Here is a 13,170-nt window from a genome sequence, read left to right on the forward strand (position 1 = left end):
ATGAGTGAGACAAAAACAGCGGCTGCTGTTGACCAATCTTTGTTTCCTACCTATGCAAGATATCCGATCGCTTTGGTAAAGGGTGACGGAAGCTGGCTATGGGATGATAAAGGAAATAAATACCTTGATTTTATGAGCGGAATTGCCGTCACGAATCTCGGGCATGCTCCTAAACAAATCAAAGAAGCTTTAATTAAGCAGCTGGATGAGCTTTGGCATGTATCGAACCTGTTTCATATCCCGAACCAAGCGGAAGCGGGGAAGCTCATTACGGATAACAGCTGCGCGGATGCGGTATTTTTCTGCAATTCGGGCGCTGAGGCGAATGAAGCGGCAATTAAGCTCGCACGCCGTTACAATCAGAAGGTGCTGAACAACGGCCGTTTTGAAATCATTACATTCGAGCAATCTTTCCACGGACGCACGCTTGCGACGCTTACGGCAACGGGTCAAGCGAAGGTGAAGGAAGGTTTTGCGCCGCTGCCGGAAGGATTCAAAACGGTACCGCTTAACGATTTGGCCGCGCTTGAAGCGGCGGTATCCGATCAGACTGCAGCGATTATGCTGGAGATGGTGCAGGCAGAGGGCGGCATTTATCCGGTTGATCCGGACTTCATGAAGGGGCTTGTCGCATTATGCGAGAAGCAAGGTATCCTGCTTATTGCGGATGAGATTCAGACCGGAATGGGACGTACGGGGAAGTTGTTCGCGTATGAGCATTACGGCATTGAACCGGATATTTTCACAATGGCCAAAGGCCTTGGAAGCGGGTTCCCGGTTGGCGCCATGGCAGCAAAGGAAAAGCTGCGCGAAGGCTTCACCGCAGGCAGCCATGGCTCAACGTTTGGCGGAACGCCGATAGCGACTGCGGTCGTAAAGGCGACGCTTGAGACCATTGTGGGCGAGGGCTTATCCGAGCGCGCAGCGCAGCAGGGCGAGTATTTGATGTCGCAGCTTCGGGAGAAGCTGGCGGGGAATGCTTTTGTCCATGAGGTTCGCGGACTTGGTCTGCTCGTAGGTATCGCATGTGCGGAGCCGATTGCGGATATTTTGACCGCGGCGCAGGAGCGCGGCCTGATCGTCATCTCGGCGGGACCGAACGTTATCCGTCTACTGCCTAATTTGCTGGTCACAAATGAAGAAATCGACACGGCTGTTACGATATTAGCACAATTATTGGATGCGAAGCGTACCGTCGTTTAACAACATAAGAAAGTAAATTGCATTAACCTGGAGGAGGGCTTCAACATGCAAGGAACAGTAAAAGAGGAATTGGCGCAAAGCTTGAAGGGGCGCGACTTTTTAATGCTGGTTGATTTCAAGCCGGAGGAAATCCGTCACTTGATCGACCTCGCCATTGATCTCAAGCAAAAACAAAAAGCAGGCGAAACCCATCATGTGCTAAAGGGCAAGACGCTTGGCATGATTTTCGAAAAGTCCTCGACACGCACTCGCGTTTCTTTTGAAGTCGGGATGTATCAGCTCGGCGGACAAGGGTTGTTCCTCAGCGGAAATGATCTGCAAATCGGCCGCGGCGAGACGATCTGGGATACAGCTCAGACGTTGTCCCGTTATTTAGACGGTATTATGATTCGTACATTCGCACATCGTAAAGTGGTTGAATTGGCCCGCGGAGCAACGATTCCGGTCATTAACGGATTGACGGATCTGTCGCATCCATGCCAAGCGCTTGCGGATTACCAAACGATTCTCGAGAAGAAGGGCCGTCTTGAAGGCCTGAAGATCGCCTATATCGGCGACGGCAACAATATGACGCATTCCCTGCTAATGGGTGCGGCTAAACTTGGTCTTCACATGTCCGTAGCGACGCCGGAGGGCTATGAGCCGGATGCGGATATTATTCAGCAAACGAAGGATCATGCTGCCGAGACAGGCTCAAAAATCCACATTTGCCGCGATCCGAAGGAAGCGATTGCGGATGCCGATATCGTGTACACCGACGTGTGGGCGAGCATGGGCCAGGAAGCGGAGCAGAAGGAACGCGAGATTGCTTTTGCCGCATACCAGGTGAACGAGGCGTTAACGAAATACGCGAAAAAGGACTACCTGTTCATGCACTGCTTGCCGGCTCACCGCGGCGAAGAAGTGAGCGAGGGCGTAATCGACGGCGACCGTTCGATTATTTTCGACCAGGCTGAGAACCGGCTCCATGCGCAAAAAGCGATTATGGCTGCAATTATGTCCTAGCTTAATCGATTCAAATATACGAATACATTCGAAGGGAAGTAAAACACAACTATGGCAAAAGAAAAAATCGTGCTCGCCTACTCCGGCGGCTTGGATACTTCGGTTATCCTCAAATGGTTGAAAGAAACTTATGACGCTGAAATTATCGCTTTCACGGCGGATATCGGACAAAAGGACGAGCTGGACGGCTTGGAAGCGAAAGCACTGGCAACAGGCGCTTCCAAAGTGTACATCGACGATCTTCGCGATGAGTTCGCCAAAGATTTCATCTACCCGATGTTCCAAGCGGGTACGCTTTACGAAGGCCAATACTTGCTCGGCACTTCAATCGCGCGTCCGCTTATCGCTAAGCGCATGGTTGATATCGCCCGTGCAGAGGGAGCGGCTTATATTGCGCATGGCGCAACAGGCAAGGGCAATGATCAGGTTCGTTTCGAGTTGACTGCTGCTGCGCTGGCTCCTGAGATTGGCGTTATCGCACCTTGGCGCCTTGAAGCATTCCGTGAGGAATTCCCGGGCCGTGCCGAAATGATCGCCTACGCCGAGAAGCATAACATTCCGGTTACCGCATCTGCGGCTAAGCCTTATTCGACCGACCGCAACCTGCTGCACATCAGCTTTGAGAGCGGCATGCTGGAAGATCCATGGTTCGATCCAAGCTCGGAAGAAAACGAAAGCATGTATGTGCTGAGCGTATCTCCTGAGAATGCGCCGGATAAAGCAGAATATGTGGAGCTTACTTTTGTAGAGGGCAATTGTACGGCTATTAACGGCAAAGAGCTTAGCCCGCTTGAAGTAATGGACACGCTCAACGAGCTTGGCGGCAAGCATGGCATCGGACGCGTCGATATGGTAGAGAACCGTTTCGTCGGCATGAAGAGCCGCGGCGTGTACGAAACACCGGGCGGAACAATTCTGTTTACAGCTCACCGCAAAATGGAATCCTTGACGATGGACCGCGAGGTTATGCATCTTCGTGACTCCTTGATCGCAAAATATAGCCAGCTCGTATACAACGGCTTCTGGTTCGCGCCGGAACGCCTTGCCTTGCAGGCGCTAGTTACCGAATCGCAAAAGAACGTGAGCGGCGTCGTTCGCTTGAAGCTTTATAAAGGAAATGTTATCGGAGCAGGCGTACAAAGCCCGGTTAGCTTGTACAATCCTGACATTGCAACGATGGAAGCTGATCCGTCGAAAGCATACGATCAAGGCGATGCGACAGGCTTTATCCGTCTGAACGCTTTGCGTCTGAAAGTATCCTCTGCTGTTAGCAATAAATAAGTTTTACAAGGGAGTGTGACGAACCAGTGAGTAAATTATGGGGCGGTCGTTTTACGAAAAAAACAGACCAGTTGGTAGAGGAATACACAGCTTCGATCATGTTCGACAAGGAACTTGCTGAAGAGGATATTCAAGGCAGCCTGGCGCATGTAACGATGCTTGGCAAGCAAGGCATCCTTCCAGCTGCTGACGTTGAGAAAATTAAGGACGGCCTGCACCGCGTGCTGCAACGCATCAAGCGCGACGATATCGAATTCTCCATCGGAGACGAAGATATTCATATGAATATTGAGAAGACGCTAATCGATGACGTCGGATCTGTAGGCGGCAAGCTGCATACCGGCCGAAGCCGGAACGACCAAGTGGCGACGGACATGCATTTGTGGCTTCGCAAGCGTGTTGTTGAGTTCGTTGATATGCTTTACAAGCTGCAATCCGCGCTTATCGAGCAAGCCAAAGCGAACATCGACACGATTGTGCCGGGCTATACGCATTTGCAGCGCGCGCAGCCGATCCTGTTCGCCCATCATTTGATGGCGTACGTATCGATGTTCGGCCGGGATATCGAACGGTTGCAGGACAGCTACAAGCGCATTAACGTGCTTCCGCTCGGAGCAGGCGCTTTGGCGGGGACGACGTTCCCGATCGACCGTCATTTTGTTGCGAGCCAGCTGAAATTCGATCGTGTTTATGAGAATAGTCTGGACGCGGTAAGCGATCGTGACTTCATAGTTGAGTTTCTGGCGGACGCATCGATTATCATGATGCATCTATCGCGCCTAAGCGAGGAGCTTATTCTATGGTCGAGCACGGAGTTTCATTTTGTCGAGCTGGATGATGCGTTCTGCACAGGAAGCAGCATTATGCCGCAAAAGAAAAATCCTGATGTGCCTGAGCTTGTACGCGGCAAAACCGGACGGGTTTACGGCGATCTTGTCGGCCTGCTTACGGTGCTGAAATCTTTGCCGCTTGCTTACAATAAGGACATGCAGGAAGACAAAGAAGGCATGTTCGACACGGTGAAGACACTGCAGGGCGCGCTTCAGCTGTTTGCGCCGATGATCGCAACAATGAAGGTGAACAAGGATCGGATGCGTCAAGCGGTTAATCAGGATTTCTCAAACGCAACGGATATTGCGGACTTCCTGGTCGGTAAGGGCTTGCCTTTCCGCCAAGCGCATGAGGTAATCGGCAAAACGGTATTGTATTGCATCGAGCAAAACAAATACTTGCTGGACCTGACGCTGGAAGAGTTCAAGCAGTTCTCGTCGCTGTTCGACGATCGCATTTATACGGTGCTTCAACCAGAGCAGGTTGTTAATGCGCGTAATGTTTACGGCGGTACGGCAAAAACACAAGTCCAAGATGCAATCGGACGTGCAGATCTGGCTTTGGAGCAAACAGCTGCATGGGTAACCGAATATCTTGAGCGCAGCAGATAAGGAAAGCAGCTTTCTTGGGGGCTGCTTGTAAAAGAAAATAAGCAGTTCAGCAGAGCCTCTTGAGGGAATCCGCTGAACTGCTTTTTTTTACGGCAATGATGCTGCCTGCCGCAAATGGCAATCATTAAACCCCATCTTCAAGCAGCGGCTCTGTTGTGCTCGGCGGAGGTGTCGGCGTTGCAGCCGGGCCGCTTCCGTCCTTCAGCGGGCCAACCTCGATTACGATAGGCTGTGCCTTATACGTATCTCGCGATACGCGTTCGCGCGACACCTCTTTTCCGTCACGAAAAAACGTGCGGTAAGTATCGACGACATAGCCCTGCTTGCCAGTTTCGACCGTGACCTGCCGGCCTGGCGATAAACTCGCATTGCTTATCTCCTGAACGGCCGGAGCAATCGTTTTGAGCGTCACGGACTCGATTTCGTAGCGTTCGTTCGCGTTCATCGTTCCGAACAGCTTGACCGTGAGCTTGCGATCCGCCACGACGGTGCGAATGATGAGATGCTTGCCTGTCGTGTTTTTAAACCGAAAGTTAATGGCGCCCCCCGCATAAGTGGCATCCTGGCCGATGGGTAAATAAGCAACGGGCAAGGAATGGTTTCGTCGTTCCACGATCCCTAAGCCAGCGCGCAGTACCGCGTTATAAAGGGTGCTCGATACTTGGCAAATCCCGCCGCCGATTCCAGGAACGAGCTTTCCGTTCAAAATAACCGGTGCCTCGCGATAGTCAAATAACTCTTCTGCCCTTGCGATAAGCTTGCTGTAGTCGAACACTTCATCCGGCGCAAGAACCCAATCATTTAGTGCTTCTGCGGTCACTGTTATATTATGAGCGCGCCCTTCAGCGCTCGTTCGGAATTCCGTGGAAAACTCCATAATTTTACGCTCGATGCCCTCGTCCTTCAGCTTCTCCAGCGTCAGCTCGGGATGAATGGTGGTAACCGGAAGCTTAGCATCAAATGCCTTCTCCACAGGTGAACCAATTTGTTCTTTCTCCAGCACAACCCAATCATCCACCTCATCCAATAGCTTTCCGGTATCCAAGCGATATGCGTCGACATGAGGCTCATAAATCACCTTATCATCATCTGTGATGATACGCGAAGCATTTTTGGTTTCGTTTTTTTCAATCCAGCTCCACTGCTTTCGAAGGGCTGCATCAAAGGCATCATGATTCCAGAATTGCGTCAGCTCGTATTTTTTCTGAAATTGATAGCGGTAGACGGCTCGCTCCCAAACATTACCGGCACTAAGCTTTAATAAGGCTTCACGTGCGCCTTTGAATTCCGCTTTGTAGCCAAGCTCGGCAGCTGTCCACTGCTTGCTGTCACTGGCCGCAGCTGTACCATGAATCGTAATCGTGCGCTGAAGCAGCGAGCTCTCATATTGCCCGAGCAGCTCCAAGGCATCGTCTACCGACAAACCTCCGATTGGAATGCCTCCTGCATCTACCTTAGAGGGAACGGTTTTTTGCAGCGCGTAATTCATGACAATGCCCCAGCCGACAGCTGCAACGAGCAGCAGCGAAGCGATAACGATAATGCTGATATGTATACGTTTTACGATACGAATCACTCCTTCCTGCATGTTCAAACAAGACAGTCTTACATGTATATGCATCACGGAGTGTAATTTTGTCTAATGAGCAGTCTTAGCCCGATTCGACAATTGATTTTATTATGAGATTTGTGAAAAATGAGGAAAGCTACCTCCTTATGAAGGAATTCAGCGCAAACTGTCGAAATAGTAGTACTGACTATAAACAGGATGTGATAATGTGATCGAGATGCAAGACATATGGAAAACGTACATCGACGGAACGCATGCGTTAAGAGGCGTCTCTGTTCGTATAGATCGCAATGAATTTGTTTATTTAGTAGGACCGTCGGGTGCAGGGAAATCGACATTTATGAAATTGATTTATCGCGAGGAAGTACCGACAAAAGGACAGATTTCAGTCAACGGATTTAATATAGGCAAGCTGAGGCCGCGTAAAATACCGTTTGTTAGACGAAATATAGGCGTTATTTTTCAAGACTTCAGACTATTGCCGAAATTAACGGTCTATGAAAATGTCGCCTTCGCCATGGAAGTTATTGAAGCGCCGTCCCGTGTGATCAAGAGGAGAACGATGGAGGTGCTTGATCTCGTCGGTCTGAAGCATAAGCATGCCAGTCTGCCTGCCCAGCTGTCGGGAGGCGAGCAGCAGCGGGTCTCGATCGCGCGGGCGATCGTAAATAACCCGTCCGTCATTGTAGCAGATGAGCCTACGGGCAACCTGGATCCGGAAACGTCGCTTGGCATTATGAACTTGCTCGAGGAAATTAACTTCCGCGGCGCTACGATCGTAATGGCCACCCACAACAAAGATATCGTTAACTCCATGCGTAAACGCGTCATTGCTATCGAGAACGGCAATATCGTTCGTGATGAGGTAAGAGGGGAGTACGGCTATGAAGCTTAGAACCATACTCCGTCATCTCCGGGAAGGCGCCAAAAACATCATTCGGAATGGCTGGATGTCGTTTGCTTCCATGAGCTCGATTTTTATTTCCTTGTTCATTCTCGGCGTATTTTTATTGCTTGCAATGAATGTGAATCAGATGGCTGCTCAAATTGAGAGCCAGGTGCAAATTCGCGTGTTCCTCCAGCTGAATGTCGATAAAGCGAAAATTACGGAGCTGCAGAACAAAATCGGCAATCTTACCGAAGTAAGCAAAGTTACGTTTGTGTCCAAAGCAGAAGGGCTGGATCTGCTGCGTAAAAACCTGGGTGATGATAACAAGGATTTGCTCGATGGCTATGAAAAAGAAAAAAATCCACTGCCCGATTCCTTTACGGTAGAGGTTTATGATCCGCAATCGATCGAAGCGGCAGCGAAGCAGATCGAAGCGATCAATAAAGCAGATGCGCTCATGCCGATTGCTAAAGTCAAATATGGACAAGGCACGGTCGAAACGTTGTTTAAAATTACAAATGCCCTCCGTTACATAGGTCTTGTCATCGTCATCGGATTGTCGGTAACCGCCATGTTCCTCATCTCGAATACGATCAAAATGACTATTATCGCAAGACGCCGCGAGATTGGCATTATGAAGCTGGTTGGCGCGACGAACGCTTTCATTCGCTGGCCGTTTTTCATTGAGGGAGCAATGATTGGCATCATTAGCTCGGTTATTACGACGATAGCCGTACTGGCCGGTTATTCACAGCTCGTGAAATTTACACAAATGGAATTATCACTCATGATGATTAAGCTCGTCACGATTGAGGAGTCCGGTCTGCTGACCGCCGCGCTTCTCATTGGACTCGGATCATTGATCGGCATATGGGGCAGTACGATTTCGATACGAAAGTATTTGAAAGTGTAGGTGGAAGCGAACGTGAAGAAGAGAAAATGGTTACTATTCACCGTTACGATGATGCTCACAATGTTTGTATTGCAGCCAACAGACGGAGAAGCTGCATCCCTTAGCGATATCAAGAAGCAGATTGCGGCCGCGAAGGCGGAGATGAAGGAAGCAGAGAGACGTGCCGCAAATACGGAGCAGCAAAAAGCAGATGCGAAGCGGCAGGCGGCAAATGCGCATCAACAAGCACAAAGCGCGAAAAATGAAAAGGGAGATATCGAGGATAAGAAGACGGTAGCTCTAAAATCGATCGAGAGCATAATGGCCGAAATCGATAATGTCGTTGTTACCAAAACGAAGACGCTTGCGCAGCTCGATGCGAAGGAAGAAGAGCTGCTTCAAACAGGTCTTGAGTTGGAACAGGCAGAGGAACGGGTAAAAACGCGCGATGCGCTTTTGCAATCGCGTATGCGCCTTATGTATACGAACGGTTTTGTTTCTTACATGGACGTGCTGCTCAGCGCGACAAGCTTTACTGATTTTATCGACCGCTTCGATGCGCTTCAATCGATCCTGTCGCAGGACCGCGATATTTTGGCGGAGCAGCGGGAGGAAAAGAAGCTGGTCGCTCTCAAAAAAGTTGAGGTCGAGAAGCAGTTTGCCGAAATGACGAAAATATATGAAAAGCTTGAGATGTACGAAGCTCATCTTGCGAAGAAGGAAGAAGAAAAACAAACGATGATTGCGAGCTACAATAGCAATATTAAACAGCTGGACGGCAAGCTTCAACAGCTGGACAGCGAGCTTGAGCACATAGACAGCACGCTGGAGGAGCTTGAAGGAATCAGCGAGGAGCAGGATGAGGAGCTTATGAAGCTCGCTTCGAAAGTATCCAAGCTGAATTCGGAGAAAAATAGAATTTCAAACCCATACTCGGGCGGCAGGCTGGGCATGCCGATCAAGGACGGTTACCGGATAAGCTCAAACTTCGGTACGCGGGTCCATCCCATTACGGGCAAGAAGCATACGCATACGGGTATAGATTTTGCCGCTCCGCAGGGTACGGATATTTATGCGGCTGAGGACGGTGTCGTGCTCGTCGCGCAAACGTGGAGCACCTACGGAAATTGTGTCATCATCGACCATGGTAACGGCTTGTGGACGCTTTACGGACATATTCGCAATGGCGGAATAAAGGTCGAAAAAGGCGAAACGGTTAAGAAGGGCCAAAAAATTGCCGAGGTAGGCAGCACAGGCAACTCGACAGGGCCGCATCTGCATTTCGAAGTGCGTAAAAACGAAACGCCCGTTAATCCGAGCAGCTATTTAAAATAAGCAATCATTCATACTCATATATCCAAGGCAGCCCATGTGGCTGCCTTGTTTGAAATGGGAGATCATAAAAATCAAGAAATGATCATCTTTACCGTATAAGACAAATAATTGTAAGCGGCTTGTCATATACTAGGGTGGTCTTAAATCTAAGACCGTGTAAGATGAGAAGGTGGTGTAGACAGGTGCATTTCAAAGGACGCACAGTATTCGCGTTTGTTATGCTGACGATGATTGCATCCGTACTCGTTACGTTAACGATCGCGGATCAAATCATTAAGCCGGACGAGCCGTCTGCGCCTGCACTCTCGGCTTCGGCAGCCGGTGAGGGTGAGCGCTTCAGGCTGAAAGAGGATGAGCTGACAAAGCTTAATGCGGTACTGGAATTAATCGAAACAAAATATTATCAAAAGGTCGATCGCCTTGAGCTGCTCGATGGCGCGGTCAGCGGAATGATGTCGTCGCTGGATGATCCTTACTCCGTCTATATGGAGAAGGACGCAGCGCAGCATTTTTCGGAATCGATCGAGGGCTCGTTTACCGGAATTGGGGCAGAGGTAACGCTTGAGAATGGACGCATTGTCGTCGTTTCCCCGATCAAAGGCTCGCCGGCGGAGCGTTCGGGCTTATTGGCCAAGGACGTGCTGCTCTCTGTGAACGGCGTGAAGCTGGACGGATTGAATTTACAGGATGCTGTAGCTAAAATTCGCGGACCAAAAGGAACGAAAGCAAAAATTGTGGTGCAGCGGGCCGGATTCTCCGAGCCGATTCAGCTTGTGCTCATCCGCGATGATATCGATGTGGAAACGGTATATAGCAGCCTGCGTCCCGACGGGACAGGCGTCATTGAAATCAGGCAGTTCTCTCTGCATACGGCGGAGCGCTTTAAGCAGGAGCTCGCTAAGCTTGAGGAGCAAGGGATGAAGGGGCTTGTACTGGATGTGCGCAACAATCCGGGCGGCGTGCTGCCGGTTGTCGTGGAAATCGCACAGTCCTTTTTGCCCAAAGGTACGACTGTCGTACAGGTAGAGGATCGGGATGGAAATCGGGAGAAGACGCTATCGCAGGGACAAAGTAAATCGTACCCTATAGCGGTTCTCATGAATAACGGCAGCGCAAGCGCGTCAGAAATATTAGCAGGTGCTTTGCAAGAGGGTGCAGGAGCGAAGCTGGTAGGCGAAACAACATTCGGCAAAGGTACGGTGCAGGTGAGCTACAACAAGGCGCTAGGCGACGGAAGCCTGGTGAAAATGACGATTGCAAAATGGCTGACGCCGAAGGGCAATTGGATTCATGAAAATGGCATTAAGCCGGATATTGCCGTGCAGCCGCCAGATCTATATACGGTAGCCAGGTTGACGCTGTCTGAGACGCTGAAGCAGGATATGCTGGGCGAGCAGGTGAGAAGCGTACAAATTATGCTGCACGGGCTCGGGTATGAACCGAGGCGCGAGGATGGCTATTATGGAGCGGAGACAACAACAGCCGTTAAGAAATTCCAATCGGAGCACAGCTTGCCGGCTACGGGACAGGTCGATAAGCAGACAGGAGAGGCGCTTGAGAAAGCGGTCATTAAATGGATTCAGGATGAAAAAAATGATACGCAGCTGCATGAAGCAATTAAGGCGGTAGGCAGGAAATAATGCGCGCATGTCGAATGAATAAGAGGTTGACTTTGTTTAACAGAGTCAGCCTTTTATTTTTTAAGGCTTATAAGGACATGCGGTACGAGTGAAGGAGTGTTAGCTTTGGAAACGGCGATGGAGTTGCTTGAAATGCTCGGGCAAGCGGCTGTCCAATTGGTTGCACAGCCATTCTATTATATTGCGGTGTTATTTATTATTTTGCAGTACACGAGACAAATTCGGATGGAGCGGCAAATGTTTGCGGTTAAGCTGCACAATTGGCCAAGTTTGGTTTTAAAAGCGCTGTTAACGGGTCTGCTGATTGGCTTAGCCGTGTCGGTTGCAGGAGCATTCGTTGGCGTGACGTTAACGGGCGAATCGGTCATTTGGTTGTGGGCGGTTGCCGCTGTCCTCATGCTAGTCCGGATTCGCTACTTATGCTTCGCATATAGCGCGGGAGTCATTGTCCTGCTTCAGTGGCTGCTCGGGTGGACGCCTCTATCGGAGAGGACGGATTGGATTGGATCCGCAGCAGCCTCGCTTGCAGGAATCGATGCCGCGGGGCTGCTCGTTCTGGTCGCCCTGCTTCATCTGGCTGAAGCGGTGCTCGTGCGCTGGCAAGGAGACCGGCTCGCTACGCCGTTGTTTCTCGAGGGGAAGAGAGGCAAGCTGGTTGGCGGCTATATGCTGCAGGGATTTTGGCCGGTGCCGCTGCTCATGCTGGTACCGGCTGCCGGAAGCGGCGCGTCGTCATCAGCATTGCCATGGACACCGCTATTTGGAGCGGACTGGTCGCAGGGCTGGACATTCGTGGCGTTGCCTATGATTATCGGCTTTACCGAAATGACAAGATCTTTATTGCCCCGGGAGAAAGCGAAGCACGCGGCAAAGGGGCTGCTGCTTTACAGCATTTGCTTGGCGGGCGCAGCTATCCTGGCTTGGTGGCAGCCAATGCTGCTGCCGCTTGCGGCAATCGCCTCACTATTACTGCATGAGGCCATCATATGGCGCAGCCGGTCGGTAGAAGCGGCTCAATCGCCATTGTACGTCCATGACTCGCGCGGTTTGCGCATACTGGGTATCGTGCCTGGGACGCCTGCCGCTGCGATGGGGCTCATTACCGGCGAGGTTTTGCACAAGGTGAACGGGATGCATGTAAGAACGAAAGAGGACCTTTATGAGGCGCTCGTTCACAACTCTGCCTTTTGCAAGCTGGAAGTTTTGAATCTTGACGGCGAATTGAAGTTTGTGCAGCGTGCGCGTTTTGCCGGCGAGCATCATCAGCTGGGCGTTATTCTCGCTCCTGACGAGCAGGCCAATTATTACGCTGCATCAGGACCGGCATCGCTGCTCGAGCTGCTGCGCAGCTCCCGTACCGCGAATCGCCGCGAAGACCAAAGTGTGAAAGTGCGTTGATAGCCGAGTGTGAAGCGATTATTTGAGATCTGTCTAATCCTTAGAAAAAAACAGAGTATGTTGATCGTCTCATCATACTCTGCTGTTCGAAAGGGTCCTGAGCGTAATCGGGTCTAAAGCTTAAATTGGTTTACGATTTCATTCAAATTCGCTGCCCGGTCTCGGAGCAGCTCTGCGGAATTGGCGGTTTCTTCGAGGGATGCAAGCTGCTCCTGCGAAGATGCGGCCATTTTTTTTCTGTTTGCTTCGGAAATACGCGTAATCCCCGTAATATTTTCGGCATATAGGCCGATGTATCCTTTACCTGCTCGATCATTTTTTTTAGCTGAACCGTCATGCGATTGAAGTGAGACATTAATTGGCCGATTTCATCTTTGCTTCTAACCTCGATTTGCTCGCTCTTTTCAAATGCTGTTGTCGGAATTTTCCATCCGGCAACAACATAATAATACAATTTAAAGATGCTTGTGTAAACTTTTAGCGGGAAATTAAAATATTTGTAAATATATGCGGTA

At 50.4% G+C, this 13,170-nt stretch carries 11 protein-coding genes; 9 read left to right on the forward strand and 2 right to left on the reverse strand.

The genetic code is table 11. The features are described 5' to 3' along the window. Genes AC0YNZ_RS26595 through argH form a run of 4 tightly spaced genes read left to right on the forward strand, consistent with a single transcriptional unit; the run spans nucleotide 1 to nucleotide 4,931 of the window. Nucleotides 1–1,203, forward strand: coding sequence for an acetylornithine transaminase (locus AC0YNZ_RS26595; protein WP_475829478.1), 1,203 nt, complete (start codon nucleotides 1–3; stop codon nucleotides 1,201–1,203). A 45-nt stretch (nucleotides 1,204–1,248) separates the two neighbouring features. Continuing rightward, on the forward strand, nucleotides 1,249–2,208 hold the full coding sequence (gene argF / locus AC0YNZ_RS26600) for an ornithine carbamoyltransferase (protein WP_110770278.1): 960 nt from the start codon (nucleotides 1,249–1,251) through the stop codon (nucleotides 2,206–2,208). Between the two features lie 51 nt (nucleotides 2,209–2,259). Beyond that, nucleotides 2,260–3,489, forward strand: a complete 1,230-nt coding sequence (locus AC0YNZ_RS26605; protein WP_475829479.1) for an argininosuccinate synthase — start codon at nucleotides 2,260–2,262, stop codon at nucleotides 3,487–3,489. A 26-nt stretch (nucleotides 3,490–3,515) separates the two neighbouring features. Further along, complete coding sequence (gene argH, locus AC0YNZ_RS26610; protein WP_475829480.1) at nucleotides 3,516–4,931, forward strand: argininosuccinate lyase; 1,416 nt, start codon at nucleotides 3,516–3,518, stop codon at nucleotides 4,929–4,931. Nucleotides 4,932–5,055: 124 nt separating this feature from the next. Here the strand turns inward: argH and AC0YNZ_RS26615 are convergent, their stop codons facing one another. Further along, complete coding sequence (locus tag AC0YNZ_RS26615; protein ID WP_475829481.1) at nucleotides 5,056–6,507, reverse strand: VanW family protein; 1,452 nt, start codon at nucleotides 6,505–6,507, stop codon at nucleotides 5,056–5,058. 202 nt (nucleotides 6,508–6,709) lie between these two features. Between AC0YNZ_RS26615 and ftsE the strand changes: the two genes are divergently transcribed. From ftsE to AC0YNZ_RS26640, 5 genes are all read left to right on the forward strand, one after another. Beyond that, nucleotides 6,710–7,396 carry a cell division ATP-binding protein FtsE gene (gene ftsE / locus AC0YNZ_RS26620; protein WP_110770282.1) on the forward strand — a complete coding sequence of 229 codons (687 nt, stop codon included), beginning with the start codon at nucleotides 6,710–6,712 and terminating at the stop codon, nucleotides 7,394–7,396. Next, nucleotides 7,386–8,303, forward strand: a complete 918-nt coding sequence (gene ftsX, locus AC0YNZ_RS26625; protein WP_475829482.1) for a permease-like cell division protein FtsX — start codon at nucleotides 7,386–7,388, stop codon at nucleotides 8,301–8,303. The genes ftsE and ftsX overlap by 11 nt, the downstream gene beginning before the upstream one ends. 12 nt (nucleotides 8,304–8,315) lie before the next feature. Then, nucleotides 8,316–9,617 carry a murein hydrolase activator EnvC family protein gene (locus AC0YNZ_RS26630; RefSeq protein WP_475829483.1) on the forward strand — a complete coding sequence of 434 codons (1,302 nt, stop codon included), beginning with the start codon at nucleotides 8,316–8,318 and terminating at the stop codon, nucleotides 9,615–9,617. A 182-nt stretch (nucleotides 9,618–9,799) separates the two neighbouring features. Then, on the forward strand, nucleotides 9,800–11,257 hold the full coding sequence (locus AC0YNZ_RS26635) for a S41 family peptidase (protein ID WP_475829484.1): 1,458 nt from the start codon (nucleotides 9,800–9,802) through the stop codon (nucleotides 11,255–11,257). A 105-nt stretch (nucleotides 11,258–11,362) separates the two neighbouring features. Then, the gene (locus tag AC0YNZ_RS26640) at nucleotides 11,363–12,655 is read left to right on the forward strand and encodes a serine protease (protein ID WP_475829485.1); all 1,293 of its coding nucleotides are present in this window, start codon (nucleotides 11,363–11,365) and stop codon (nucleotides 12,653–12,655) included. Between the two features lie 142 nt (nucleotides 12,656–12,797). Here AC0YNZ_RS26640 and AC0YNZ_RS26645 read toward each other — a convergent pair whose 3' ends face one another. Continuing rightward, nucleotides 12,798–13,109, reverse strand: a complete 312-nt coding sequence (locus AC0YNZ_RS26645; RefSeq protein WP_475829486.1) for a hypothetical protein — start codon at nucleotides 13,107–13,109, stop codon at nucleotides 12,798–12,800. Nucleotides 13,110–13,170 lie beyond the last annotated feature (61 nt).

The organism is Paenibacillus sp. J2L1-98 (assembly GCF_056269405.1).

What these genes read in the sequence shown, in the direction of transcription:
- AC0YNZ_RS26605 (WP_475829479.1), top strand. Translation starts at nt 2,260, where the DNA reads ATGGCAAAAGAAAAAATCGTGCTCGCCTACTCCGGCGGCTTGGATACT.
- argF (WP_110770278.1), top strand. Translation starts at nt 1,249, where the DNA reads ATGCAAGGAACAGTAAAAGAGGAATTGGCGCAAAGCTTGAAGGGGCGC.
- ftsX (WP_475829482.1), top strand. Translation starts at nt 7,386, where the DNA reads ATGAAGCTTAGAACCATACTCCGTCATCTCCGGGAAGGCGCCAAAAAC.
- AC0YNZ_RS26595 (WP_475829478.1), top strand. Translation starts at nt 1, where the DNA reads ATGAGTGAGACAAAAACAGCGGCTGCTGTTGACCAATCTTTGTTTCCT.